The sequence below is a fragment of the Koromonas soli genome (genome assembly GCF_059726265.1).
On record NZ_AP040872.1, the window covers coordinates 488,316 to 511,940 of the forward strand.

General features: G+C 56.7%; 25 protein-coding genes. 15 read left to right on the forward strand and 10 right to left on the reverse strand.

The features are described from left to right. Positions 1-55: 55 nt before the first annotated feature. From AC6IY8_RS02115 to AC6IY8_RS02125, 3 genes are all read right to left on the reverse strand, one after another. The gene (locus AC6IY8_RS02115; protein WP_497777038.1) at positions 56-385 is read right to left on the reverse strand and encodes a hypothetical protein; all 330 of its coding nucleotides are present in this window, start codon (positions 383-385) and stop codon (positions 56-58) included. 93 nt (positions 386-478) lie between these two features. Beyond that, positions 479-1,678, reverse strand: coding sequence for a lactonase family protein (locus tag AC6IY8_RS02120; RefSeq protein ID WP_497777039.1), 1,200 nt, complete (start codon positions 1,676-1,678; stop codon positions 479-481). 565 nt (positions 1,679-2,243) lie between these two features. Then, positions 2,244-2,816, reverse strand: a complete 573-nt coding sequence (locus AC6IY8_RS02125) for a TetR/AcrR family transcriptional regulator (RefSeq protein ID WP_497777040.1) — start codon at positions 2,814-2,816, stop codon at positions 2,244-2,246. Positions 2,817-2,919: 103 nt separating this feature from the next. Here AC6IY8_RS02125 and AC6IY8_RS02130 point away from each other — a divergent pair, with 103 nt between their 5' ends. The 3 genes from AC6IY8_RS02130 to AC6IY8_RS02140 all read left to right on the forward strand — a co-directional run bounded on the left by AC6IY8_RS02130 (position 2,920) and on the right by AC6IY8_RS02140 (position 5,053). Next, positions 2,920-3,474 carry a carboxymuconolactone decarboxylase family protein gene (locus tag AC6IY8_RS02130; RefSeq protein ID WP_497777041.1) on the forward strand — a complete coding sequence of 185 codons (555 nt, stop codon included), beginning with the start codon at positions 2,920-2,922 and terminating at the stop codon, positions 3,472-3,474. Positions 3,475-3,533: 59 nt separating this feature from the next. Beyond that, the gene (locus AC6IY8_RS02135; RefSeq protein ID WP_497777042.1) at positions 3,534-3,830 is read left to right on the forward strand and encodes a putative quinol monooxygenase; all 297 of its coding nucleotides are present in this window, start codon (positions 3,534-3,536) and stop codon (positions 3,828-3,830) included. 122 nt (positions 3,831-3,952) lie between these two features. Then, positions 3,953-5,053 (forward strand): alkene reductase, encoded by a 1,101-nt coding sequence (locus AC6IY8_RS02140; RefSeq protein ID WP_497777043.1) that lies wholly within the window; start codon positions 3,953-3,955, stop codon positions 5,051-5,053. Positions 5,054-5,287: 234 nt separating this feature from the next. On the opposite strand, the gene AC6IY8_RS02145 is transcribed toward AC6IY8_RS02140, so the two are convergent. Beyond that, positions 5,288-5,899, reverse strand: a complete 612-nt coding sequence (locus AC6IY8_RS02145) for a TetR/AcrR family transcriptional regulator (RefSeq protein ID WP_497777044.1) — start codon at positions 5,897-5,899, stop codon at positions 5,288-5,290. A 142-nt stretch (positions 5,900-6,041) separates the two neighbouring features. Between AC6IY8_RS02145 and AC6IY8_RS02150 the strand changes: the two genes are divergently transcribed. The 5 genes from AC6IY8_RS02150 to AC6IY8_RS02170 all read left to right on the forward strand — a co-directional run bounded on the left by AC6IY8_RS02150 (position 6,042) and on the right by AC6IY8_RS02170 (position 10,233). Then, a complete protein-coding gene (locus AC6IY8_RS02150; RefSeq protein ID WP_497777045.1) occupies positions 6,042-6,989 on the forward strand; it encodes an SDR family NAD(P)-dependent oxidoreductase in 948 nt (315 codons plus the stop codon). Between the two features lie 197 nt (positions 6,990-7,186). After that, a complete protein-coding gene (locus AC6IY8_RS02155; protein WP_497777046.1) occupies positions 7,187-7,936 on the forward strand; it encodes an SDR family oxidoreductase in 750 nt (249 codons plus the stop codon). Positions 7,937-8,037: 101 nt separating this feature from the next. Further along, complete coding sequence (locus AC6IY8_RS02160) at positions 8,038-8,370, forward strand: SDR family NAD(P)-dependent oxidoreductase (RefSeq protein WP_497778597.1); 333 nt, start codon at positions 8,038-8,040, stop codon at positions 8,368-8,370. A 287-nt stretch (positions 8,371-8,657) separates the two neighbouring features. Then, positions 8,658-9,635, forward strand: coding sequence for a RidA family protein (locus AC6IY8_RS02165; protein ID WP_497777047.1), 978 nt, complete (start codon positions 8,658-8,660; stop codon positions 9,633-9,635). A gap of 205 nt (positions 9,636-9,840) precedes the next feature. Further along, positions 9,841-10,233, forward strand: coding sequence for a DUF7670 domain-containing protein (locus AC6IY8_RS02170; RefSeq protein ID WP_497777048.1), 393 nt, complete (start codon positions 9,841-9,843; stop codon positions 10,231-10,233). Positions 10,234-10,634: 401 nt separating this feature from the next. Here the strand turns inward: AC6IY8_RS02170 and glmS are convergent, their stop codons facing one another. The 3 genes from glmS to AC6IY8_RS02185 form a co-directional block, all read right to left on the reverse strand. Next, a complete protein-coding gene (gene glmS / locus AC6IY8_RS02175) occupies positions 10,635-12,509 on the reverse strand; it encodes a glutamine--fructose-6-phosphate transaminase (isomerizing) (protein ID WP_497777049.1) in 1,875 nt (624 codons plus the stop codon). A gap of 65 nt (positions 12,510-12,574) precedes the next feature. Further along, on the reverse strand, positions 12,575-12,820 hold the full coding sequence (purS, locus tag AC6IY8_RS02180) for a phosphoribosylformylglycinamidine synthase subunit PurS (protein ID WP_497777050.1): 246 nt from the start codon (positions 12,818-12,820) through the stop codon (positions 12,575-12,577). 63 nt (positions 12,821-12,883) lie between these two features. Beyond that, entirely contained in the window at positions 12,884-13,654 is a 771-nt protein-coding gene (locus tag AC6IY8_RS02185) for a LytR/AlgR family response regulator transcription factor (protein WP_497777051.1), read from the reverse strand. A 111-nt stretch (positions 13,655-13,765) separates the two neighbouring features. On the opposite strand from AC6IY8_RS02185, the gene rlmB reads away from it, so the two are divergent. From rlmB to AC6IY8_RS02205, 4 genes are all read left to right on the forward strand, one after another. After that, a complete protein-coding gene (gene rlmB, locus AC6IY8_RS02190; RefSeq protein WP_497777052.1) occupies positions 13,766-14,545 on the forward strand; it encodes a 23S rRNA (guanosine(2251)-2'-O)-methyltransferase RlmB in 780 nt (259 codons plus the stop codon). Positions 14,546-14,547: 2 nt separating this feature from the next. After that, the gene (locus tag AC6IY8_RS02195; RefSeq protein ID WP_497777053.1) at positions 14,548-16,299 is read left to right on the forward strand and encodes a M1 aminopeptidase family protein; all 1,752 of its coding nucleotides are present in this window, start codon (positions 14,548-14,550) and stop codon (positions 16,297-16,299) included. A 64-nt stretch (positions 16,300-16,363) separates the two neighbouring features. Further along, complete coding sequence (locus tag AC6IY8_RS02200; protein ID WP_497777054.1) at positions 16,364-17,776, forward strand: MBL fold metallo-hydrolase RNA specificity domain-containing protein; 1,413 nt, start codon at positions 16,364-16,366, stop codon at positions 17,774-17,776. Between the two features lie 156 nt (positions 17,777-17,932). Continuing rightward, on the forward strand, positions 17,933-18,427 hold the full coding sequence (locus AC6IY8_RS02205) for a CoA-binding protein (protein WP_497777055.1): 495 nt from the start codon (positions 17,933-17,935) through the stop codon (positions 18,425-18,427). A 100-nt stretch (positions 18,428-18,527) separates the two neighbouring features. On the opposite strand, the gene AC6IY8_RS02210 is transcribed toward AC6IY8_RS02205, so the two are convergent. Then, on the reverse strand, positions 18,528-19,148 hold the full coding sequence (locus AC6IY8_RS02210) for a KdsC family phosphatase (protein WP_497777056.1): 621 nt from the start codon (positions 19,146-19,148) through the stop codon (positions 18,528-18,530). Positions 19,149-19,182: 34 nt separating this feature from the next. On the opposite strand from AC6IY8_RS02210, the gene AC6IY8_RS02215 reads away from it, so the two are divergent. From AC6IY8_RS02215 to AC6IY8_RS02225, 3 genes are all read left to right on the forward strand, one after another. After that, positions 19,183-20,526 carry a hypothetical protein gene (locus AC6IY8_RS02215; RefSeq protein ID WP_497777057.1) on the forward strand — a complete coding sequence of 448 codons (1,344 nt, stop codon included), beginning with the start codon at positions 19,183-19,185 and terminating at the stop codon, positions 20,524-20,526. 108 nt (positions 20,527-20,634) lie between these two features. Beyond that, on the forward strand, positions 20,635-21,408 hold the full coding sequence (locus AC6IY8_RS02220; protein ID WP_497777058.1) for a PIG-L deacetylase family protein: 774 nt from the start codon (positions 20,635-20,637) through the stop codon (positions 21,406-21,408). Continuing rightward, positions 21,405-22,553: a glycosyltransferase gene (locus tag AC6IY8_RS02225; RefSeq protein WP_497777059.1), complete on the forward strand. Its 1,149-nt coding sequence runs from the start codon at positions 21,405-21,407 to the stop codon at positions 22,551-22,553. Before AC6IY8_RS02220 ends, AC6IY8_RS02225 begins: the two co-directional genes overlap by 4 nt. Here AC6IY8_RS02225 and AC6IY8_RS02230 read toward each other — a convergent pair. Continuing rightward, positions 22,550-22,930 carry a hypothetical protein gene (locus AC6IY8_RS02230; RefSeq protein ID WP_497777060.1) on the reverse strand — a complete coding sequence of 127 codons (381 nt, stop codon included), beginning with the start codon at positions 22,928-22,930 and terminating at the stop codon, positions 22,550-22,552. The two genes, AC6IY8_RS02225 and AC6IY8_RS02230, sit on opposite strands and share 4 nt — an antisense overlap. 305 nt (positions 22,931-23,235) lie before the next feature. After that, complete coding sequence (locus tag AC6IY8_RS02235) at positions 23,236-23,541, reverse strand: helix-turn-helix domain-containing protein (protein ID WP_497777061.1); 306 nt, start codon at positions 23,539-23,541, stop codon at positions 23,236-23,238. Between the last annotated feature and the right edge of the window lie 84 nt (positions 23,542-23,625).

Here is a 23,625-nt window from a genome sequence, read left to right on the forward strand (position 1 = left end):
GAGCCACATATGCTGCCGTTACCCCCGCGTAGATGCGCTAGCCGTGGTTCGGCAATTACTTAGCCTGTTCTTTACTCATGTCGTCATGCTTCATGCTGTCGTCGTGCTTCATGCCATCGTCGTGCTTCATGCCATCGTCGTGCTTCATGCCATCGTCAGACTTGGCTTGGTCGGAGGTCTTCTTCTTGGTCTTGTGCTTCTTGTTGGTTGTTGCCACGTCGTCTTTCTTCATCGCATCATCGTGTTTCATTCCATCGTCATGCTTCATGGAGTCTTGCTGCATGGCATCGTCGTGCTTCATGTTGTCTGTGGCAGTCTGCGCCATGGTTGGTGCGGACATTGCCAGAACGGCGATGGCCACCATATTCAAGAGTGAATTCTTCATGGTGATCTCCTTGTCTCTCTTTCTTCCGGCCGCGTGTGAGCGCTGCCATGCTATTGATTTCAACGCCGTGCTTTGACTGAAACGAGGGCAGCGCTAAAAAGCAGCAAGACCGTTCAAGCCTGCCGCTGCCGGCAGACCATCCACAGTGCCAAGACTGAGGACACTGCCATCACGATCAGCCGAGAAGATCCCAATTGCCCCCGTCCCGGCGTTGAGTGTGTAGATAAACTTGCCATCAGCGCTGACGGTTATATCCAAGTTCGTGCTTCCAGTTGGATTCGTCGCAACCACGGTCGCGCCAATAGGAGTAAGGGCTCCACGTCGTCCGATTAAAAAGCCTGAGAGCGACGAAGTCCCGGCGTTGGAGGTATAAACGTAGCGTCCATTGGGCGTAATTACATTCCAGCAAGTTGCCGCACCCAGGCTGGGAAGTGACGGCGTGATTACCGCCAGAGTCTGATCCGGCTGAACTGCATAGGAAGATATCGAGTTGGACGCTTCCGCGATCACCAGTGCGCCATTCGGTGCGAATTTCGCCGCGAAGGGCACAGCTCCGGAACTCGGGCTTACGACGGCAGACGAGAGTGTTCCGTCGAAACTCACTCGATAAACGTCGATCTTGTTTGTGGTTCGCTCGGTAACAACTAAGTGTTGCCGGTCTGGGCTGAAGGCTAACGATGACGCGCCCGTATCCGTGCCGCTGAGGTTGCGGTTGGAGTTCCTAATAGGTCTTAAGCGGCCATCATCGATGAAGAAGCCACTCACGTTACCATTACCGCCGATATTGAGTGCGTACAGGAGGTCGCCCGACTGAGCCAGGGCTATGGGTGAACTCCCCCCGCTGGACTTTACTGAAAGCAATCTCAGATTGCTTCCCCTGACGGCGAACGCAGAAACTGTTCCGCTCCCTGCGTTCACTGCAAACAGGAACCGGTGGTCACCGCTCAGCAGGAGCGAGCCTTGGGAGCGTAGCGGATCAATCGTGCCACCACTACCTGTGCCGCCCGTAGCAAAGCTGCCTGCCGCGCGCAATGATCCGTCCTCTGCTCTGTCGTACGCGACGATTTCATTCTTGTCGGCGGCATTCGTCATCACGAAGACAGCGCCGTCGTTGTCATCACGAACACCGGCTTGTGCCGAGCCCGCACCAAGAACTATGGTGCAGATCAAAAGCGCAAAGGCCACAAGCACAGCTTGCTTTCCCCGCACCGGCGAGTTGGTATTGATTGGGGTGGCCAGAACTGGTCGCGCATCGCGTACAGGATTGATATTGACAGCTCGAGTTTGCGCCATTGGGCATCATCCTTTGTTTTGGAATCACGATCACATCTGCTGGTACAGTTTGGAGGCCGTCCCATTTGAGACGTAAGCTGTTCATAACGCTGGTAACACATTGCCTGTCATGGTTGTGACGTTCAACAAATCGCGACATTTCATACTGAATTGTTGAAATTTCGAAGCAATTGACTGTTGCAATATTTTGGCGTGTTACATCCATCGACAAGGCTCCGCCACACCAGCACCCCCCGATTGCGCTGCTACCGGTTGAGACTTAGATTTTGAGAGAAAGTTACAAGGTGTGTAGACGAAAGGGAAACGACGCGGAGCAACGAGCTTCGACCTAGGTACCGTTTCAGGCGTTCTGAGCTGAAGAAAACAGACGAATTCACTCGTCTACCTCGGTTACACAAACCGCAACCAAAGAGGTAACGAGAAACGCGGTTCCGTCCTTCTAAGTTGTGCTGGAGAGAAATCGAACTTTCCGGCGCAAGCTCAGGTTAGTTAGCCGCGACCCGGGTATTGGTCAGAATCCACACCGCTCCCGTGTAGCTCGCTTACGATTCCATAACAGCAGACATCAACTGCGGCGCTGGGTTCGCGTGATCTGAAAGCTCTTAAGAACTGCTTCGGCGGGCGCGAGAATCGGAATCATTTTCGATGTCCCATAGAGCATTCTCGTAGCGAGGCCGCCATCGATGACGCTCAGTATCGCTGCTGCTGCCGCTGTTTTGTCGATTGCGATGGGCTCTAGCAGATTCATGAGATAGGAATGGAACTTGTTTTCATGTTCGGTCGCTATGCGGTGGAACGGGTGGGCAGTATCCGGGTATTCGGATGCGATGCGAAGAAACGGGCACCCGATGATGTCGGGGTGGTTGACCACGCGTTCGATTCTGGCTAAGGCTTCATGGATATCTTTCGGGGGGGCAGGGCTATCAACAGCCTCAAAGAACGATCGGTCGCGGCATGCAAGATATGCGATCACGAGGTCATCCTTGCTTGGGAAGTGTCGATAGAAGGTCGCCTTCGCGACCTCGGAGATGGACATGATCTTCTCGGTGCCGGTCGCACGCACACCCTCTCTATAGAAGAGGTAGTCGGCAGCTTCCAGGATTCTCGCCCGGGGATCGGACTGTTTCTGTGCATTCATGAGATTTATCTTGACACGGGACAGACCAGTCTGTCTATACTCTTCCTACGGTATAGACAGACTAGTCTGTCTAGTACTTGGCTCGATGAAAGGAATGCACCAAATGAATCAGCAAATCTCCCTCTTGCCTCCGGTCGGCGTCGAAACCGCCCCTGAGCAGTCTCGTCCACTCTTGGAAAATGTCCAGAAGTCCTTCAAGTTCATTCCGAACCTCTTTGGAGTGTTCGCAAACTCTCCCACTATGCTCGAGGGCTACGTGGGGCTGGAGAAAGTCTTCGGCACGGGTACCTTGAGTCCAGTGGAGCGCCAGATCGTCCTGCTCTCCGCCAGTGTTGAGAATCGTTGCGATTATTGCATTGCGGCTCACAGCACCCTGCTCAAGGCTTTCCTGCATGTACCGGCCGAGGTTGTTTCGGCGGTGCGGTCGAACGAGCCTGTATCCGATCCGAAGTTGGCGGCGCTTATCGCGCTCACAAAGGAGATCGTCACTGAACGCGGGCACGTCAGCGCGCAGGTGATGGACAGTTTTCTAGCCGCCGGGTACCGAAAGAATCAGGTGCTTGAGGTTCTGATCGGTGTCGCTCTGAAGACGTTGAGCAATTACGTGGATCACATCTCGCCGACGGAACTCGATCCGGCGTTTCAGGCTGAGGCTTAGGAACTCGCACTGAAGCGAACCATCAACCCAAACCACCGTTCAGGAAAGGATCTATCGAAATGGCTAAGTTCGCGTTACTTGTTGACATGAAAGCTAAACCTGGAAAGGAAGCAGAGATCGAGGCGTTTCTGGAAAAGGAAGCCAGCCTGGTGAGAAAAGAACCTGGAACGCTGTCGTGGCATGCTGCGAAGATCGAAGGCGAAACTGGGGTCTATCGGGTCTTCGACACATTCGAAGACGAAGCCGCCCGCGAAGCGCACTTGAACGGCGAAGCAGGACAGGAGTTCGTCGAGAAGGCTGGAGAGTTATTCTCCGAAGCTAAGATCAATCGCCTGCAGGTGGTCGCCCAAAAGTAGGGTTTTTGGGCAGCGTTCGTCGCGAGGTCTCGGATGAGCGCTGCCCAAGATCACGTTGCAAGTATTCTCCCTGGCAACTTATCACAACCAACCGGCTGTTGTTGAACAACTGGAGCAAACAGATGCCTACCCTCTTTGAACCCGTTCAGCTTGGATCTTTGGTCCTGGCCAATCGCGTCTTCATGGCGCCTCTTACACGCACCCGTGCAAACGACGATGGTGTGCCGAGCGAATTCGCGGCAACGTATTATTCGCAGCGTGCTTCGGCTGGACTCATCGTGACCGAGGCGACGCAGATCTCGTCGATGGGCAAAGGCTACAGCAATACTCCAGGAATTCATTCCCCTGAACAGGTGAGAGGATGGAGCCGCATTGTGGAGGCCGTTCACAGGAGTGGAGGCCGAATCTTCCTTCAGTTGTGGCATGTCGGCCGAATCTCTCACACTTCGTTGCTGCCAAACAACGTGCAGCCTGTGGCTCCGTCCCCGATCCGTGCCAATGCCTACACGCACATCGCCACGGGTTCGGCCCAAGTCTCGGAGCCGGTGGCCTTGACCTCAACCGGAATCAAAGAGACCCTAGCCGACTATCGGCGCGCTGCCGCCAACGCAAGGGACGCCGGATTCGACGGGGTCGAAATTCATGCCGCGAACGGATACTTGATCGATCAATTTCTTCGAACAGGGACGAATCGTCGAACTGATGAATATGGGGGTGTTGCGTCGAACCGAGTCCGCTTCCTCTCCGAAGGAGTTGAAGAGGTTTTGCAAGCTTGGGACAGCAAGCAGGTAGGTGTGCGAATCTCTCCGACGGTAGATTTCAACGATATGCACGACGACAACCCTCACGAAACATTCTCTGTCGCTGTGGCAAAACTGAATGACTTTGGGCTCGGGTACCTCCACGTCGTTGAAAGGGCCCAGGACAGCATCGGAAGCGGCGAGGAAGCCCTTGCCCTGTCAGCTCACCTGAGAACGCTTTGGAAAGGTCTCTACGTTGTGAATGGTGGATATGACGGGCCCAAGGGTGAGGAAGCAGTGCGCACCGGGCGTGCCGACGCTGTCGCATACGGCCGGGCATTTCTAGCTAACCCCGATCTGCCCAGGCGTTTGCATCTCCGAGCCGCACTGAACGAACCCGATCCAACGACATTCTACGGCGGAGGCGCTGCCGGCTACACGAGCTATCCCGCGCTACCTGATCTTACGATCATTGAGCGCTAGGGCGGTTCCTAAGTTTTCCTTTTTGAACGAGTGGAAGCCGGCGGTATCGCGACGCGCCAGTCGGCTCTTGCTACCTGTCCCGCATCACCTTGTAACCGTCCGCTTCGCGATCAAGAGTGGCTAAAGGAACTCTTGATCGCGAAGCGGGTGAGTGTACCGGGACACTGGTCACGATAGCTGCTTCGTGGCGGGCTGGCGCTTGGCGCTGGATGGCGCACTCGATGTGCGTTAGATTTACTTGCCAAGAATCAGGGGCACATAGCTTCGGGCATCTTGCAGCAATTGCTCGCGCGCAATACCGACCTTGGCGCGAAGCTGCAAACCCTGCATCAAGTCAACGAGCGCGCGGCCTCGCACCTTGGCAGAAGGTGTGCGAGGCAGGCGCCCCGCCTTCATCTCCTTTTCGAAACGTTTCGCCAAAATATCAGCGGTTGCGGTCAGGCCCTGGGCGACATACGAACGGATCTCGATTACTCGCTCCGACTGTCCCATTGCTGCGGCGGCCATCATGCAACCGCCGTGAGCCTCATTCGAAGCGGTGTTGACGGTAGCCTCGCAAAAGGCGGTCACAGCCTTGTGGATGTCCGGCTCAGCTTGAAATGCTGCCATTATGGGAGCTCCATACGTTATTACATAGCGCTCGACCGCCTTGAGCAGCAGGGTGGACTTGTCTCCAAACGCCCGGTATAGCGCGGGTTTGGTGACGTTCACGGCGCGCGCGATCCGATCCACGTCAACTCCTTCATACCCATGCTCCCAAAACATCTCAACGGCACGGTCGAGTGCTTCGTCGGGGATAAAGCCTTTTGGTCGTCCTCGGGGGCGCTTCGAAATATTAGTTACCATAGCGTACGAAACTCCTTGCATTGCTGCTTTGATTATCGTACTCTTGCGTTTGTAATACAGCAATACAGAGATACACAGTAGACAACATGGACAGGTTCAAAGGAAACACAGCACGCCCTTCACCCTTCACCACGGAGATGCCATGGAACAGTCGACCGCTCTAGTCACCGGCGCCACCTCAGGGCTCGGTTATGCTGCAGCCAGCCTGCTCGCCATCAAGGGCTACCGGCAGGTAATTGTCACCGGGCGCAGCCTGGCCCGGGTCCAGGAAACGGCCGATCAACTCGCGGCTGAGAACAAGACACTCGTTTTCACGCCGCTGGAGCTGGATCTGGACACGCCGTCCAGCGTTGAGTCCGCCCTCGCCCAGCTAGTCGATCGGGGTCAGTCGATCGATTTCCTACTGCTCAATGCAGGGATGGTCCCAGGTAAGAAGCGCGTGGTCACTGCGGCGGGTGTCGAGGCGTCTCAGGCCCCGCTCATCGGCCATCATCAACTGACTGTCGGGTTGCTCCGCGCCGACCTGCTGAGCCCCAACGCACGGATTGTTATTGCCGGCGCAGAGCCTGCCCGCGGGGGCGTACCCATGTTCAAGTACACCGACGTGCCAGCCTTCGCCGCCAAATATTTCAGGGGAGACCGGACCGCCGCTATCGAAGCCCTGATTCACAACGGGCCAAACGTGAAGTACGTGCCCAACAATACGTATGCCGACGCGAAGCTCATTATCGCTTGGTGGGTCGCGGCGCTGGCGCGCCGGCTACCCTCCGGCATGGCCGTGTACGCTGTCTCGCCCGGTGGGGCGACCGCGACCAAGGTGGTGCGAAACGCTGGCCCGCTGTTGAAGTATCTGTTTATCCCAATCGTGAACCTCATTCCCGGCATGAATCAGACGCCGGAGACCGCGGCCCGTCGGTACCTCCAGGTGTCGGAGTTCGGAACCGACGTCTCAGGGCAATTCTTCGCCTCGGCTCAAGGGAAGTTCTCAGGCCCAATTGAGGCGCAGTGCCACCCACACCTCCACGATCACGCCAGCCAAGAAGCCGCCTGGCAGGCCGTCATTCGTGTCTCCGGCGTGGACTTGTCATAACTCAGCATTCTTGAGCGCGGTGTCCTCACTAGCACCGGTCGCGTCGAGTGCTTCGTCCGGATGCAGCCTTTTATACAGTCCTCGTGCGCGTTTTAGAATATTAGTTACGCACGAGTACGAAAACCATTGCATCGCCGCCAGCATTATCGTACTCAAACGTTCGTAATGCCTAAAACCAGATAGACAAAGGAGACGACATGGACAGGTTCAAGGGAAAGACGGCGCTTATTACAGGAGGAACCACTGGCATCGGTTTGGCGACTGCGAAATTATTCATCAACGAAGGTGCCCGCGTGATCGTGACTGGCCGCGCCCCTGCAACGATCAAGACGGCTCAGGCTGAGCTTGGCGATAACGCTATCGTAGTCCGCAGCGACGCGACCTCGCTTCCCGATATGGATGCCTTAGCGGCGAAGGTCAAGGAGACGTTCGGCAAGCTCGATGTGTTGTTCGTCAACGCGGGATATGGTCACTTTGTCCCATTTGAGCAGGTTGCTGAGGAAGTCTACGACGAGATGCTCAACCTGAACGCGAAGGGACCTTATTTCATCGTCCAGAAACTTGTGCCGCTCATGCCAGAGGGAAGTTCGGTGGTCTTTACCACTTCGATGGCCAACGTGAAGGCGGTGGGGCCTTTGAGTGCTTACGGCGCCGCTAAAGCAGCGCTTCGTTCCATTACTCGGAGCCTTGCTAGTGAGTTGTCGCCCCGTGGGATACGTGTGAATGCGGTGAGCCCGGGCCCAATTGAAGCGACGGACATACTCCAGAAGGTAGGAATGCCGAAGGAGGCTGCAGATCAGGTCTACATTCAGATGGCGCAAAGCCTCCCGATGAAGCGTCTGGGCCGGCCGGAGGAAATTGCTAAAGCCGTGGCATTCCTGACGATTGATGCGACTTTCACAACGGGAATAGAGCTCCCGGTAGACGGAGGATGGTCTCAACTCTAAGTTGTGGGCGGTCCGAGAAGATAAGCTGGGGGGAAGCGAACCGTCTTCCGTGAAATAAAACAATGCATGAGGAGGAAGTCATGAAGGCAAAACCAACATGAATTAGGGAGCAAACTTGTCGTAGTTGCGGCGGAGCTGGTGAAATCGGAGAACGAATTTCCCGAATGTTTTTGCAACAGGGCGCACGAGTGCTCGTTCCATCGCGTTCCAAAGAGAAATTGAAAGCCTTGGGTACTTCTCTTAAGGATATCTCCACCGGTGAACTCATTCCGTTGGAAACTGACATCGGCACCCATCAAGGTCTGACCACTATGACCGCTGCCATAGAAAAAGAAGGTGCTTTGCGGGCTGCCGTGAGCGCAGTCGGATCATTTCGGCAGAGCCCAAGCTGCATGGAAGTCCCGGTGGACGAAGTTCATCGCGTCTTTCAGTAATTTTTTCCCTTTTTTTGGTTTGACCCAAGCGCTTATTCAGCGTTAGGCCTGACACCCATTTCATCAAATTGAATGGCGTCCTTGCATTTGTGCGAACACGCTCTTCGCAGACTCTGCCGAGGGAATACGTTTCCGGCGATGACATCGCTCACGAAATACTCCACATTGTTACCGAAGAAAACGAGCACCAGATTGCATCGATTGGAAAAGGCCCTGGCGATGCCGAAGTCGGATTTATGCCGGTGCGGAGCCAAGTGTCAGAAAATAAAATTACAGGAGCGCGGGAAATGGACTCGACCCAAATATTCTGGATGCAGCTTCTTACGAGCGTCGTCGTCTTCGGCATCGTCGCGGTGTGGTACGTTTGGCCGCACCTAACCAAACTTTCTCGTAACTCTGCTCTAATTCCGCTGCTCTTTGTGCATGTGCCTCGCTATGTAGGAATGACTCTATTGGTTGCGGGTATGGTCGATCCAAAACTGCCCAGAGAGTTCCGTTCCAGTGCTGCTTACGGGGATCTCTTAGAAGCAGCGCTGGCCTTCGCTTCCATCTTTGCTCTGCGGGGCAACTGGCGTATTGCCGTTCCTCTGGTGTGGGTGGCCAACACGTGGGGATTCGTGGACCTGCTAAACGGAGTACGCGGCGTCCTATCGTTGAACGTGCCGAGCTTTAACCTGGCCACCTTTTGGTATGTCTATACGTTTTACGCTCCGTTGGTGATCGTTTCACACCTGATGATCTTTTGGATTTTGATCCAGCCTAGGTCTTGGAATAGGGTGATCGCACGCATTCCGTCTCGTACATTAGCATCGGTGAGCCGCCGCAATCCCTCAAAAATGTGGGATATGGCATCGCTCGGGTTCTCGCACATCAGTGTCGCTGAACCAGGCCGCCTCGCTTTCCTGTCCGGCCAGATCGCAGCGACGCCTAGCAGTGGGGAGGTGCCCAAAGACCTCGCTGGCCAAGCAAAGCTTGCGACTGCCAGCCTCGCCGCCGCACTCAAGGACCTGGAGGCGACTGCGCAGGACATTGTCATGCTGCGCGTCTACGTCGTGAATGCGACCAGCGAAGCGTTCGGGCAGGTCGTCACCCCTTTACGTGAACTGTACGGGGCCGCGATGCCCAGCATCACGACGATTGGCGTCCAGGCACTCTATAAGCCGGATATCAAGGTCGAGATTGAAATGGTGGTGCGTCTCCCTGAAGAGGGAAATGGCGTGACACAACAGGGCTGGAAGTGGCCTTCGACAAGAAGGGACGCATAAATCATATGACGCTTGTTGCGCCTGAATGATGATTGGCGGTACATCGCCCATCCACTCAGTATCCCGAATCGGGACTGTGATTCGGAACTACCGATTTCCTGAAGGAGATCATTGCAGAGCTTTGCACGCAGCGGGACAATCGATGCCCTGATAGTAGCCGCTTTTTCGTAAGCAGAGACAACGCGAATTCGGACATGGAGGCATCATGACTGAGCTCTCAAAGCGCTCGTTGTTCTGGGCTCCACGGGTGTTGTCGATCGTGTTGATTGTTTTTACCAGTATGTTTGCTCTTGATGTTTTCAGCGAGAGTCTTGGATTTATGGGTACACTCGTCGCTCTCACGATGCATCTCATTCCGTCCCTGGCTCTACTTGTGGCACTGGTTCTGGCGTGGCGCTGGGAATGGATAGGAGCGGCGCTCTATGCCGCCGCAGCCATACTGTATGTTGCGTGGGCTTTAGACCGCCCTTGGCCCGCCTCGATGAAATTGACATGCATCGCCCTGATCGCAGGGCCAGCTCTCCTGATTGCCGCACTGTTCCTTGCTAACTGGCTCAAACGCCGCGAGCTTCACGAAAAGGCAGCAATGGTTCACTAGCATTTCAGGGAAACGTGCCGCCTCTTCGGCTTCCATTGCTGTCACGTGCGATAGTGACGAATAATCGCCCAGGCACTCACTAATGTCAGAGGCCGATGGCCGCATCGAGCCACCTTTTTGAGGATGAGCCTGCTGCCAGGCGCAGCAAAAGGACTGCGCTCGTAGACATCTTTGTACCTCACTATGCCACGGGCGGGTGGCCTGCGGAATAAAGCCGCACGAAACACATCAATTATGTACGTCGCAGAACCGAGATCCGAGAACCCGAACCAGTCTGGGAGTGAGGGCTTTGACTCTTCCATTCCTAGGCCGCACCAGAGGCGAGAAGTTAAGCAAACTATTCAAGAGTTAAGCAGACTATTCGGACTCTCCACGTCGTCGTCATCGGACTTCTGATCGAATTACTCGACCGTCACTGATTTCGCAAGATTGCGAGGTTGATCGACGTCGCAGCCTCTGCGAACCGCGATGTGATAGGCGAGCAGTTGCAGGGGAACGATCTCGAGGATTGGCAGGAGCAGTTCCGGAGCGTGAGGGATGTAAATCACGTGGTCGGCTGCTTCCTTGATGTCCTCATCGCCATGGGTCGCAATCGCAATCACGCGGCCTGAGCGCGCCTTCACTTCCTTCAGGTTCGAGATGGTTTTCTCGTAACGCTGCACCGATGCAGGATCGTTATGATCTTGTGTTGCGATGATCACAACCGGCAGATCTTCGTCTATCAGTGCATTGGGGCCGTGCTTCATTTCGCCAGCCGCATATCCTTCTGCGTGGATATACGAGATCTCTTTCAGCTTCAGCGCGCCTTCGAGAGCGATAGGGAAGTGGATACCGCGTCCGAGGAACAGGAAGTCCTGCACGCGCTGGTAGGTGCGCGCCAGTTCCTCGATTTCCTCTTCGTGCGAGAGCACTGCCTCAAGGTGTCCCGGGAGCTTCGAGAGCTGTTGTGTGAGCTTCACAGCCTCTTCTTCGCAGATGGTTCCACGGACCTGCGCAAGTCGCAGGGCAAACAGGAAGAGCGCTACCAACTGCGCGGTGAATGCCTTTGTCGAAGCGACACCGATCTCCGGCCCCGCATGCGTGTAGATCGTTCCGTCCGCCTCGCGGGCGATCATTGCGCCGACGACGTTGCAGATAGCGATTGTCTTAGCGCCCTGGGCCTTCGACTCACGTTGTGCGGCGATCGTGTCCGCAGTCTCTCCCGACTGCGTAATCACCATCGTCATCTCATCTTTGCCGATCAGCGGATTGCGGTAGCGGAATTCGCTAGCGTAATCGACCTCGACAGGCACACGCGCGAGGCGCTCGATCATGTATTTGCCGGCGAGTCCCGCGTGCCAGCTTGTCCCACAGGCTGCGATGTTCAGCTTCTTCAGATTGCGGAACTCTTCGTCGGAGACATCCATCTGCTCGAGGAAGACCTTGCCTGTGTCGAACGAAACCCGGCCCATGGCCGTGTCGCGGACGGCGCGCGGTTGCTCGTAAATTTCCTTGAGCATGAAGTGCTTGTAGCCACCTTTTTCCGCCATGAGCGGGTCCCAGGTGATGTGCTGCACTTCGCGCTGCACCGGCTTGCCATCGAAGTCCGTCAGCGTCACGCCTTCAGGTGTAAGCACCGCGAGATCGCCGTCGCCGAGGAAGAACAGGTCGCGCGTGTGGAACAGAATCGCCGGAACATCGCTGGCCACAAAATATTCGTCCTTGCCCAGGCCGATGACCGCAGGCGGGCCGTTGCGTGCTGCAATGATCTTGTTCGGTTCATCGCTGCAGATAACGGACAGCGCAAAGACGCCGCTCAACTGCTTCACCGTCATTCGCACAGCTTCTTCGAGAGAAATCTTCTTATCCGGATTTTCCAACAGGAAATACTTCTCGACCAGGTGCGCGATGACTTCCGTGTCGGTCTCGGTCTTGTAGGTGTGACCTTCTTCCCGTAGCTGCTTTTTCAGCGCGAGGTAATTTTCCACAATGCCGTTATGAACGACGACGATCTTGCCGGTGCAGTCGCGATGAGGATGCGCGTTTTCTTCACTTGGACGTCCGTGGGTAGCCCAGCGAGTATGTCCAATGCCGTATGTGCCCTCGATGGTGTCGAGACGGATCACCTCTTCAAGGTTACGCAGCTTGCCTTCGGCGCGACGAACCTGGAGGCCATCTTTTCCGCCTGCTACAGCGATTCCCGCCGAGTCGTAACCGCGATACTCAAGACGGCGCAGGCCATCGATAATCACCGGTACGACTTGCTTTTTGCCAACGTATCCAACAATTCCGCACATGGGGCGACTCCCTAAAATTGTAAAAACCCGCAGTTGCGGGTTATGTTGCAGCGCCGGGGCTAGGACTAGTCTTCGATGGAGTAGTGGAACTCTTCGATGACGGGATTTGTCAGGACCTCTCGCGCCATGCGCTCAACTTCGGCGCGCGCGGCCTCGCGCTCGAGGCTGCCATCGAGTGACAACTCGAAATACTTGCCCTGGCGCACATCGGCGACGCCCTTGTAACCCATCTTTGCCAAAGCGCCCTGAATAGTCTTGCCCTGGGGATCAAGGACGCTCTTCTTCATCGAGACATAAACGTAGGCTTTCATGAATACCTTGATTATACCCGCCGGGTGAGAGTTTCTGCCGCCCGAGGGGTCGAATATCTGGATTTACAAGCCGAAGAGATCACGCAAACGACGCGTCTGCGCGCGGCTTACTGGAATCTCGGTTTGCTTCTTGTCGTCCATGCGGATCTGGTAGCTGCTCTTAAACCAGGGCACAACTTCTTTGATTCGATTGATGTTCACCAGATAGGAACGATGCGCACGCCAAAACAAGTTCGGGTCCAGCGAGGCTAGCAGTTCTTCCAGTGTGCGGCAATTCGACTGGCCTTCCATGTTCTGCGCCACCACGGTGATTACGCCGTCCTCGATGGAGGCAAAGCATATTTCCTTCTGGTCCACAAGAAAGAGACGATTGTTTGCCTTGAGCAGAATTTTCGTCGTCTGCGGCTTCTGCTGTTCCAGCAGTTTTACTAGCATGTCGAGCCGCTCGTTCGGGGGTGCTTCAGTATCCTGCGCTTTGCGTGCCTTATCGACGGCCTGGTAAACGCGTTTTTTGTCGTAGGGTTTCAGCAGATAATCGAGCGCACTGACCTCAAAGGCCTTCACCGCATATTGATCGTAGGCGGTGGAGAAGACGATGTTCGGCAGGGGAATCTTCTTCTCAAGCAGCTTCTTGATCACCGCAAAGCCGTCGAGACCGGGCATCTGTACGTCGAGAAAAACGAGGTCCGGCGAGGTTTCCTTGATCAGGCTGACGGCTTCGACTCCGTTCTTGCCCTGACCGATGACGTCCACGTCTTCGATATCGTGCAGCAGATACGAGAGCTCGTCGCGCGCAAGCTGTTCATCGTCAACGATGATGACGGATAGCGACATTCAGCAACCTCAATCAGTACAGACGAGTATAGAACGGCGGAGGATGCGGGGAAAAGGGTGTGTCATTTTTGCAACGGGAGCTAAGCGCATGTTCTGTACACTAGATGAGTCATGAGTGAAGTCATCTACGGTATCCATGCCATCAACGAAGCGCTGAAGCGCGGTGGCCGACGCTTTGATTATGTAGCGGTCTCGCGCGACCGCACCGATCACAGGCTGCAGAACATCATTGACGATTGCCGGGCGCAGGGCGTCAGCGTGCGTTTTGTCCCTCGCGAGGACATTGATCGCGAGACTCGGACCAACACCCATCAGGGCGTCATGGCCATCACCTCGCGCAAAGAGTATTCCGGCGTCGAGGAACTCCTAGAAAACAAGCATGGCGAGCACAACTTCCTCCTGGTGCTCGATGGTGTTGAGGATCCCCATAATCTCGGCGCGCTGATTCGATCAGCTGACGGAGCAGGAGTGGACGGAGTCGTCATTCCTGAGCGCCGTGCCGCAAGCATCACCGGAACCGTTGTGAAAGCTTCCGCGGGAGCGAGTGAACATCTCAGCGTGGCTCGTGTGGTCAACATTGCACGCACGCTCGAAGAATTGAAAGAGCAGAATGTGTGGGTCGTCGGCCTCGATGAGCGCGGCGATAAGACCTACGACGAAGTCGATTACAACATGAACTGCGCCATTGTCATGGGTGCAGAAGGCAAAGGCCTGCACGATCTGGTGCGACGCAAATGCGACATCCTGGTTTCGATCCCTATGCTCGGTGCAGTTTCTTCGCTGAATGTGTCTGTCGCCGGAGGCATCGTGATGTACGAAGTGCAGCGGCAGCGCCGCCTCGCGCAGAAACCAGCCGTGAAAAAGCCTGCGAAGAAAAAGAGAGAGGACTAGCTGTGCCCTCCGCGCTTCGGTTATGGCTGCTGTTCCTGGCCTTTGTAGTGGGAACAGCGCCCGCACGGGCATTGGATCGTAATGCCGTCGCATTCACTCATTACGACCTGCGGACCACGATTGATCCGCACCAGCATGGGCTCGCCGTCGAAGGATCTCTGGAACTGCGCAACATCTCGAAACAGCCGCAGCGCGAGGTTGTGTTGCAGATTTCGAGCTCACTTCGCTGGTTGTCCGTAACCTCAGGCGGAGAGCCGGTCGAGTGGTTGAGCCAAACCTACACCAGCGACATTGACCATACGGGACAACTCAACGAAGCAATCGTAAAGCTGGAGAAGCCCTTGGCCGTTGGAGACACGCTGCGGCTCGGGGTGCGCTATTCAGGAACGGTTACGAAAAGCAGCGTCCGGCTAGAGCGAATCGGCACTCCTTCGAACGTGGCGTTGCGCAGCGACTGGGACGCTATCGGCGATAACTTCACCGCCTTCCGTGGAGCCGGATTCGTGGTGTGGTATCCGGTGTCGATGGACGCTGCGAACCTCTTGCGCGGCAACGAACTGTTCGAAGCATTGCGCGAGTGGCGCGAGCGCGAGGCCTCCGCAGTGCTGGGTGTGCACTTAGCGACCTTGGCGCAGCCCGACGAGGATGACTCGAGATTCGCATTCATCACCAATGGTTCAAGTGGCAAGACGGGCAAGGAAATCACGGAAGAGTTTCGCGGAGTCGATCCAGTCATCGTACTGCTGGACGATCCCGCTGAAACCACAGATCGTCCTCGTGTTGCCGGATACTACACTGCCGGTCATACAAGCTTTGCCCGGGACTACATGGCCGCAGCGGAGTTGGCGATTCCACCATTGCAGGAATGGTTCGGAGCACCGCGCAGCAAAGTCGTATTAGTCGAACTTACCGATCCCAACGCTCTGCCCTATAGCATCGGCGCGTACTACTTCGTGCCGCTCCAGGCCGTAACGCATGCTGCGGCCGAGGTGGCAATGGCGCGCCCCGTGGCTCACACAATGATCGAGTCGCCTCGTCCATGGATTCGTGAGGGGCTGGCGAGCTTCGGGCAGGCGCTTATCCGTGAGCGGCAGGCCGGACGTCGCGCTGCGCTGTCGTATTTAGGCCAGTTCGCCTCCGCTCTGGCAGTCGCCGAGACGCAGTCGCATACGGCCCCTGAAACCTTGGAAAGTCGTAAGGAAGACGAGCTTCCGGGCAGTGGGCCGCAACCCCTGATCACGACGGCAGATGAACTCTTCCTGCATACCAAGTCTGCCTACGTCTGGTGGATGCTGCGCGACATGGTTGGCGACCGTGCTCTGCAAGCGGCGCTGGCGCAGTATCGAGCGGCCGATGATAGGGACACTGGCTACGTCCAGCACTTGATAGAAAAACAAGCCCCGGGCAAACACGACCTTGAAACCTTCTTCGATGACTGGGTGTATCGCGACCACGGTTTGCCGCGGCTTAAAGTGGATTCGGCCTACGTACGGCAGACACTTGGCCAGCAGACCGTAACCGCCGTGACCATCCAGAATCAGGGGGATGCCTGGTGCGAAGTTCCGGTAGCGGTGCGCTCGGGTGGTCGCGAGAACACAGTCCGCATCGTGGTGCCGGCCAAGCAGAAGGCGATTGTGAGAGTGCCATTCGATGCAACGCCAACCGAAGCCGAAGTCAACGATGGCAGCGTTCCCGAAGCTGAGCGTCGCGACAACGTAGTTCCGGTAACCACTGCTCCAGCGCCGCCGCAATAGTCACAATGCGATTGCAACTTTCCTCCGAACGGCCTAACGTGGTGGGTCGTTCAGAGGGAGTAACGTGAGCTATATACAATTCCTTGGCGCTGCTGGAACGGTTACAGGCTCGAAACACCTCGTTTACACATTATCCTTTCAACTGCTGGTCGATTGCGGACTCTTTCAGGGTAAGAAAGAGTGGCGACTCAAGAACTGGAATGAACTTCCCATTCCAGCAAAGAACATCGACGCCGTTATCCTCACACATGCTCACCTCGACCACTGTGGATGGCTGCCACGGTTGTACAAGGAGGGGTTCAAGGGCGCGATTTACGCCACTCCAGCCACGGTCGATTTGTGCGGCATCATCCTGCCCGACTCGGGATACCTGCAGGAAGAAGACGCGGCCTTCCACAACAAACGAAAAAGTTCAAAGCACACGCCTGCCTTGCCGCTGTACACGATGGAGGAGGCGCAGCGGTGCCTGTCTCGCTTCCACGCGGTTAAGTTCGGAGAGACCGTGACGCTGAGTGATGAAATCAGCTTTCGTTTCGTTCGCTCGGCACACATACTGGGCGCGGGCATGGCTGAGATTTCGATGGCTGATAATGGCACGCGCCGCACACTGCTCTTCACCGGAGACATCGGGCGTGTGCGCAACAGCAAGATAGCTCCGGGCAAGGTTGTCCACTCAGGTCCCACCGAGGGTGAATCCCCAGACGTGCTGGTCATGGAATCCACCTACGGCAATCGAGAACATCCGGACCAGGACGTAATGCCCGAGATGGCTGCACTGATCAATGCGGCGGTGAAGCGTGGCGGTAGCATCGTGGTCCCGGCCTTTGCGGTGGAGCGCACGCAGAAGTTCCTGTTCATACTGAAGCAGTTGATGGAACAGAACCAGATTTCGCGAATTCCGGTGTACGCCGACTCTCCCATGGGCATTCAGGCTGTGCACATCTTCCTGAAGCATACCGAAGAGTTTTCGGCAGAAACGCGTGAGTTGATCTCGCGCTACGGTTCGCCTCTGTCGTGGCCCGAGTTTCACTTTGCCAGCACTCCCGCGGAGTCAAAGCGCATCAATCAGAGCCGTTTTCCGACGATTATCGTTTCGTCAAACGGCATGTGCATGGGCGGACGCATTCAGCATCACCTCATCCAGCGCCTGCCCGATCCGCGCAACCTGATCATGTTCATCGGCTACCAGGCGGCCGGAACGCGCGGCAGACAGATCAAGGACGGGGCGCGCGAGGTAAAGATCTTTGGCGAGATCGTTCCCGTGCGGGCGCAGGTCGCATCACTCGAACAGTTCAGCGATCATGCCGATGCCAGCGAACTGCTTGAGTGGCTGCACACATTCAAGAAGACTCCGAACGCAACCCACATCGTCCACGGGGAACCTGACTCGGCGGAAGCATTGGAGCAGGCAATCGAAAAAGACCTGAACTGGAATGTCGATGTGGCGAAATACATGGAAAAGGTGGACGTAATCTAGGGCCAGGGTACGATTCAATACGCTTGGTGAAACTTGAAGCCACCCCAGCTAGAAGCAATTCCCGGTTCGGCAACATTTTTGTTGCGACGATGATCGCGGTCACTGCCATTTGCTCAAGTCCACACGAAAATGGTCGTGAACGCCGGGAGGTGCGATATGGCGAACGCGAGTGTGTCTCTGAATACGATTGAAGAATTCCTAAGCCAAAAGCGAATTGCTCTGGTGGGGCTCTCTCGTGAGCGCCGGAACATCGGCGCCGTACTGATGGAGGAATTTCGGCGGCGCGGGTGCGAGGTGTTCGCGGTGAATCCGAATGCGACAGAGGTACTGCGCGAGAAGTGCTTTCGCCGGGTGCAGGACATTACCCCCGCCCCGGACGCAGCCTTATTGCTCACGTCTCCTGCGATAACAGACACCGTGGTGCGCGATTGCGCGGAGGCCGGAGTGAAACGCATCTGGATGTATCGGGGCGGCGGTCAGGGCGCGGTGAGCGAGCAGGCAGTTGAGTTCTGCAAGACCAAGGGCATGGAAGTGGTGCCGGGCCAGTGTCCGCTTATGTTTCTGGAACCCGTGAAGGGTGTGCATTGGTTTCATAGATTTCTGGTGAAGATTACTGGGAAATATCCGCAAAAGGGATGCTGCGCAGCGTGAGAAGTATCGCGAGCAAAGCTCCAGTAGTCCAGTCCCGCCAAGAGCGGAAGCCCACTCACAAATTGAGCGGGCCTGCTTGGTGGTTCGAAAATCCGCTGAGCTACTGGTGTTTCTCCGAGGCCGGGGTGGTGTCGGAGATGTAGGCGTCAATGCAGCGTGAGAGCGATCCCTGGGCTTTGAGGATGTACTCGACGGCATCGCGTACGGCGCCTTCGCCGCCGCGGTGATCAGTGATGACGTGGGCTTCGTCTTTGACGTCTTCGCGAGCGTTAGCTACGGCAAAGGCGAGTCCGCAGGCACGCATCACGGGCAGATCGATGATGTCGTCCCCGACGTAGGCGGCTTCTTCAGGGCGGAGCTTTTCCTTCTGCAGGATTTCGCGGAATGCCGTCAATTTGTCCGCTGCGCCCTGGTACACGTGTTCGATTCTGAGATCACGGGCGCGAAGGCGGACCGTTTCAGAGACGCGCTTAGTGATAAGTCCCATTTTCAGGCCACCAAGGCGGGCAAGGGAGAAGGCTGTGCCATCATGTGCATTGAAGCCTTTAAACTCGACCATGCCTTCGCTGGAGAGGGCGACGCCGCTGGCATCGGATTTACGCGTTGTGGCGGGGCGAGTAGGCAAGCCGGGGAAGGGAAACAGGAAAATCGTGCCGTCGGTCATTACGCCATCGACATCTAGCAACAGGAGCTTTATTTTTTTTGCACGAGCCTTGGACATGGCGGGATTGTAGCATCTGGGGAGAGCTGTATTGATGATGTTTATGCGAACCGGAATGAAATGGAAAGCTGGAGTGCTGGCGCTGCTGATAGCGCTGTCGATTGTGTCGCAGACAGGCACGGCGGAAGCGCGGGCCAAGACCAAGCGCAAAACGAAAAAGGCTGCCAAGGCCGCCGCGGCCCCGGTGGTTTCGCGCGCGCAGATGGAGTTGGCCGAGCAGATGGTACGCAACTCCTATGCTATGGGGCGGACGCTGGAAGTGAAGCAGCGTGTTTCTCTGATGACAAGGCTGCTGTACACCATGCGGCCCGAGATCATGGCTCCGGAGAAGAAGCAGTGGGCCGAGGAACTTTTTGCAATTGCGCAGCGGCTGCCGCGCAACGAGGCAGTGGAGGTGGATAGCGCTAGGGATTCGGCGATCGCCACGGCGGCGGCAAGAGTAGCGGTCTATGACGCCGACCGCGCTTTGGAGTTGCTGGATACGCTGCCTTCGCAGCATGGGCAGCAGGAAGATGCGAGGACAATGGCGGCGCGGCTGGTGTTTGCCGGTTACATGCAGCATCATCCGTCGCTGGGTGCGCAGACGCTGCTGGCCCACGCGAAGAAGTGGGGTGAGCGCGGAGGTTTTCCCTATGCGGCGAGCGCGACATGCGTGGCACGGCTGAGAACGAATGAGGATGCCGCGGAGGACTTCTTCCGGCAGGTGCTCGCGGTATTCCAGCGCGGTCATGAAGGCATCTACGGCGTGACGGATTTTGCTTCGCTGCTGCAGCAGTCCGTTGCCATGGAAGCGATCTCGGAGGATTCGGCGGAAGAGGCAGGTAAGAGCATCACGGCGCAACTCCGCAAGCTGACGGAGAATCCCGACGTGGCGCTGACGGCGGAGCAGAAGTCGATGGTGGTGGACGCGCTGAACGATGTGCGAAGCTCGGCCCCCAAGGCGTTTGAAGAGGCACGAAAGACGTCGCCAGGTTTGTTCGCCGTGAAGGCGGATCGCGTGGCTGCGCGGGTGGAAATCCCGAAGGTCGATCTGGGATTGCAATCTGCGTTCCGCGAATTGGCCGATACAATGCGGGAGAAACGAGGTCCCGAGGCAACACAGGACGCGATTGGGCGTGGGTTGCAGTTGGTGAACGCAAAGTATTCGGCGGGTTCGTGTGCGGATTGTGCATCGCCCGATGCGCAGTCATGGGCACTGGTGTCGCTGGCCGCTTTCGCTTCGCCAATGACGATCCAGAACCAGCTGAATGCGATACAGGATCCGTTCTGGCATGCGTATTTCCTCGCCATCGCAGCGCAGAAAGTCGGGCAGCCGACCAGAGTGGCGGATCCGACGGCGAGAAAGATTGCGGAAAAGGAAGAGGCTGAGCCAGAGTAACTTTTCGCTAGGTTTCGAACATCCAACTCCCCCCTGGCACGTACTCCCACATCCGCCCTTTTGGCGAATGTGGGAGTTTCTCTTCTGCTTAAGTGCATCTCACAATCGATGGCGAATTTGAACGAGCTGAGTGGGCGCGTGCTGGTGTTGGTAGCGCATGCGGACGACGAGTGTGTGGCATACGGGGCACTGATGCAGAGAATGCGAGAGCCCATCGTGGTGATCGCTACAAATTGCGCGCCTCGCGATGAGTATTTCTGGGCTCGATTTGGCTCGCGCGAAAAGTATGGCGAGCTACGGCGCGAGGAGTCGCGCAGTGCCACAGCCCTCGCCAAGGTGCACGAACTGGTCTGGCTGGCGGATAAGGAGCCAACGCTGGAGGATCAATGTTTGTTTCTGAACCTGGCGGCGGCCTATGACCAGTTGGATGGGCTGGTCAGGCAGATGCGGCCAGAGTCAATTGCAACGCTGGCGTATGAAGGCGGCCATCCGGATCATGACAGTTGCAATGTGCTGAGTTGGAAGCTGGGCGCAGAGTTTGGGCTGCCAGTGTGGGAGGCGGCGGTATATTCGCGAGGAGGCGAAGACCGGCAGGAGAAGATTCGCGTGCAGCAATTTCTGTGTGAGTCAGGCCAGGAAGTGCAGCTTGAGATTTCGGGGAACGAACTGGAAACCAAGCGGGAGATGTGTAGGCAGTACTCGTCGCAAGGGGACTTCCTGCGGGTTTTCGATGCGACACGCGAGGTGATGCGTCCGCAGGTGAAGTATGACTATGCCCGGCCTCCTCATGAGGGGCAGACGAACTATGAAAAGTGGCAGTGGTGGATGTCGGCCCGCGAAGTGAGCGCAAAGTTCAAGGAGTTCGTGGAGTGTGGACGATGAACCGGCGCGTGTTGCTGGTCGCCTACCCCCTTCTTCCGGTGACGGAAGCTAGTGCCGGGGGAGCGGAACAGATACTGTGGACCTTGGAGCGTGAACTTGCGGCGAGAGGATGGGAGACTTCAGTCGCAGCGTGCGCGGGGTCGCGTGTGAGCGGGAAATTGCTCGTAACAGATCTCTCGCGAAATCGTTCGGATCAAGGAAATGAAGGTACAAGAACTGGAGCACAGGTCGCCAGGCCCATCGACGATTTTGCGGAGAGGGAGCGGGAGTTGGCACAGCGCGTGGTGGAAGCTTGCGCGGAGAGAAAGTTCGATCTATTGCTCGATCATAGCGGGCACTTCTTCCGGCATGCTGAGCAGGTGGAGACGACCGTGCTGGCTACCTTGCATCTGCCAAGGGAACTTTATCTGGCGGGAAGCTTCAATCAGGTCGCGGAGAATGTTTACTTCCACTGTGTGAGCGAGGCGCAACGATCGACATTCATGGATATTCCGCGATTGTTGGGGGTGGTGCGGAATGGGATTCCGCTGGAGCGCTTTACGCAAGTGGAAAACAAATCGGAGCGCCTGCTGTGGTTGGGGAGGGTGTGTCCGGAGAAGGCGCCGCATCTGGCGATTGAGGCTGCACAGCGCGCCGGACTGCCGATTACGCTCGCGGGACAGGTGTATCCATTCGAGTGGCACCAGCAGTATTGGCGGCGCGAGGTGGAGCCGCGCATCGACGGGGAGCGGGTGCGGTGGGTTGAACTGCCGACTTTTGAGGAGAAAGCCCAGCTGTTAAGTGAGGCGCGCGCGCTGCTGGTGACTTCGCAGATCGCCGAGACGACATCGCTTGTGGCGCTGGAGGCGATGGCGAGTGGAACTCCGGTGATTGCCTTCCGGCGCGGAGCGCTGGTGGATGTGGTTCCGCCGCAGGCGGGAGTGCTGGTGGAAAGCCTCGAGGAGATGGCAGCCGCGTGCGGACAGGTCGATGCGATTCGCGCAAGCGATTGCCGGGCGTGGGTCGAGACGATGTATTCGGCAAAGGCGATGGCCGATGGGTATGAGGTGCTGATTGGTGACGTGCTGCAACGCACCGCCCGATCCCGTGCGATGGCCGGGGAGCACAGCCCAGGGAGCGTGAAATTCTCGTTTCCAGTGAATTAGGCAGCAGTTCCTTTTGCGCGAATCTTTGCAGGGCGTTGCGTGCTGCGCTGGCGAGCCAGGATCAGGTCGTTCAGCAAAACGGCAACCTCCTGATTGCCGGCCGGTGCTTCTAAGTAAACGTCGGCAAAGGGTTCGCCAGAACGAAACGCTGCTCCCAATCGTGTGGTGATGACGAGCACGGGCAGTGCGAGGCTGAGCGCTTCGGCAATTGCTGAGCGATCTTTGTCCGACTTCCAATGGAGCACGATGGCGGCGCAGGATGAGTTTTGTCGCAGCAGACCAGGACTGTATTGGGTTTCAAGAAGATTGAGACCGAGAGTGCGAAGTTGGCGGGCGAGGCCAGACTGCGGCCGGGCACCAAGGTAGAAGACGTCCATTGCAAATCCTCCAGTGGCGGGGAGGTGGTGCGGTCGCGAGTATAACTCGGAAAACCGCAGCGTATTGGGATCCTGCGAGTTGCAGGAAAAGCAGCTCTGGATTAAGGGATTACTGTAAGTACCTGAAAGGTTGTATGTAGAACAAAGAGCAACGGCAAAACGTGAGCAAGAACAAGGCTCGAAAGGTGACTGACGGCCGCCCATTCGGCTGGAGTTGGAACGATTCGAGTCCGGTGCAGTACTCGTTCATGACAGCTGACCCATTCGCGGCCGGAGTGGGCGTGAATGGGCCAGCAGAAATCTTGCTATTCGCGAGGGATGCCGAAACAGGCTAGCAGCTCTCTCAGTTCCACGTTGTAAACAACAGACAGTGAATAAAGACGGAATATCCCAGGGACAACGCCTTTGTTTTCGACTTCAGACAAGCGGCCCGGGGAGATGGCGTATTCTTCGTTTTTCTGGGCTTCGGCGATGCGGCGAGTTGCTTCGGTTACATCGCGCAACACCATGTGGCGCTGTTTGCGGAGAGCACGCAGGAGTTCGCCAGAGGTTCGGCCCTGCGGATCCACGTGAGGCTCAGCAGCGGGTGAGGAAGCAACTGTCATTTCCATAACAATTGGCCTACCTTTCCAATTGCGGACATTTTAGTGAGAGCCGCTTGCCAAGTACAACAAAAGTGCCATTTTTAATTCAGA

Excerpts from the sequence above, each read along its gene's own strand:
- AC6IY8_RS02230 (WP_497777060.1), bottom strand. The coding sequence starts at position 22,930 with ATGGACGTCTTCTACCTTGGTGCCCGGCCGCAGTCTGGCCTCGCCCGC.
- AC6IY8_RS02170 (WP_497777048.1), top strand. The coding sequence starts at position 9,841 with ATGACTGAGCTCTCAAAGCGCTCGTTGTTCTGGGCTCCACGGGTGTTG.
- AC6IY8_RS02120 (WP_497777039.1), bottom strand. The coding sequence starts at position 1,678 with ATGGCGCAAACTCGAGCTGTCAATATCAATCCTGTACGCGATGCGCGA.
- AC6IY8_RS02225 (WP_497777059.1), top strand. The coding sequence starts at position 21,405 with ATGAACCGGCGCGTGTTGCTGGTCGCCTACCCCCTTCTTCCGGTGACG.
- AC6IY8_RS02125 (WP_497777040.1), bottom strand. The coding sequence starts at position 2,816 with ATGAATGCACAGAAACAGTCCGATCCCCGGGCGAGAATCCTGGAAGCT.
- glmS (WP_497777049.1), bottom strand. The coding sequence starts at position 12,509 with ATGTGCGGAATTGTTGGATACGTTGGCAAAAAGCAAGTCGTACCGGTG.
- AC6IY8_RS02220 (WP_497777058.1), top strand. The coding sequence starts at position 20,635 with ATGGCGAATTTGAACGAGCTGAGTGGGCGCGTGCTGGTGTTGGTAGCG.
- AC6IY8_RS02165 (WP_497777047.1), top strand. The coding sequence starts at position 8,658 with ATGGACTCGACCCAAATATTCTGGATGCAGCTTCTTACGAGCGTCGTC.
- AC6IY8_RS02210 (WP_497777056.1), bottom strand. The coding sequence starts at position 19,148 with ATGTCCAAGGCTCGTGCAAAAAAAATAAAGCTCCTGTTGCTAGATGTC.
- AC6IY8_RS02115 (WP_497777038.1), bottom strand. The coding sequence starts at position 385 with ATGAAGAATTCACTCTTGAATATGGTGGCCATCGCCGTTCTGGCAATG.
- AC6IY8_RS02140 (WP_497777043.1), top strand. The coding sequence starts at position 3,953 with ATGCCTACCCTCTTTGAACCCGTTCAGCTTGGATCTTTGGTCCTGGCC.
- AC6IY8_RS02130 (WP_497777041.1), top strand. The coding sequence starts at position 2,920 with ATGAATCAGCAAATCTCCCTCTTGCCTCCGGTCGGCGTCGAAACCGCC.
- AC6IY8_RS02135 (WP_497777042.1), top strand. The coding sequence starts at position 3,534 with ATGGCTAAGTTCGCGTTACTTGTTGACATGAAAGCTAAACCTGGAAAG.
- rlmB (WP_497777052.1), top strand. The coding sequence starts at position 13,766 with ATGAGTGAAGTCATCTACGGTATCCATGCCATCAACGAAGCGCTGAAG.
- AC6IY8_RS02145 (WP_497777044.1), bottom strand. The coding sequence starts at position 5,899 with ATGGTAACTAATATTTCGAAGCGCCCCCGAGGACGACCAAAAGGCTTT.
- AC6IY8_RS02150 (WP_497777045.1), top strand. The coding sequence starts at position 6,042 with ATGGAACAGTCGACCGCTCTAGTCACCGGCGCCACCTCAGGGCTCGGT.
- AC6IY8_RS02215 (WP_497777057.1), top strand. The coding sequence starts at position 19,183 with ATGATGTTTATGCGAACCGGAATGAAATGGAAAGCTGGAGTGCTGGCG.
- AC6IY8_RS02185 (WP_497777051.1), bottom strand. The coding sequence starts at position 13,654 with ATGTCGCTATCCGTCATCATCGTTGACGATGAACAGCTTGCGCGCGAC.
- purS (WP_497777050.1), bottom strand. The coding sequence starts at position 12,820 with ATGAAAGCCTACGTTTATGTCTCGATGAAGAAGAGCGTCCTTGATCCC.
- AC6IY8_RS02205 (WP_497777055.1), top strand. The coding sequence starts at position 17,933 with ATGGCGAACGCGAGTGTGTCTCTGAATACGATTGAAGAATTCCTAAGC.
- AC6IY8_RS02235 (WP_497777061.1), bottom strand. The coding sequence starts at position 23,541 with ATGGAAATGACAGTTGCTTCCTCACCCGCTGCTGAGCCTCACGTGGAT.
- AC6IY8_RS02155 (WP_497777046.1), top strand. The coding sequence starts at position 7,187 with ATGGACAGGTTCAAGGGAAAGACGGCGCTTATTACAGGAGGAACCACT.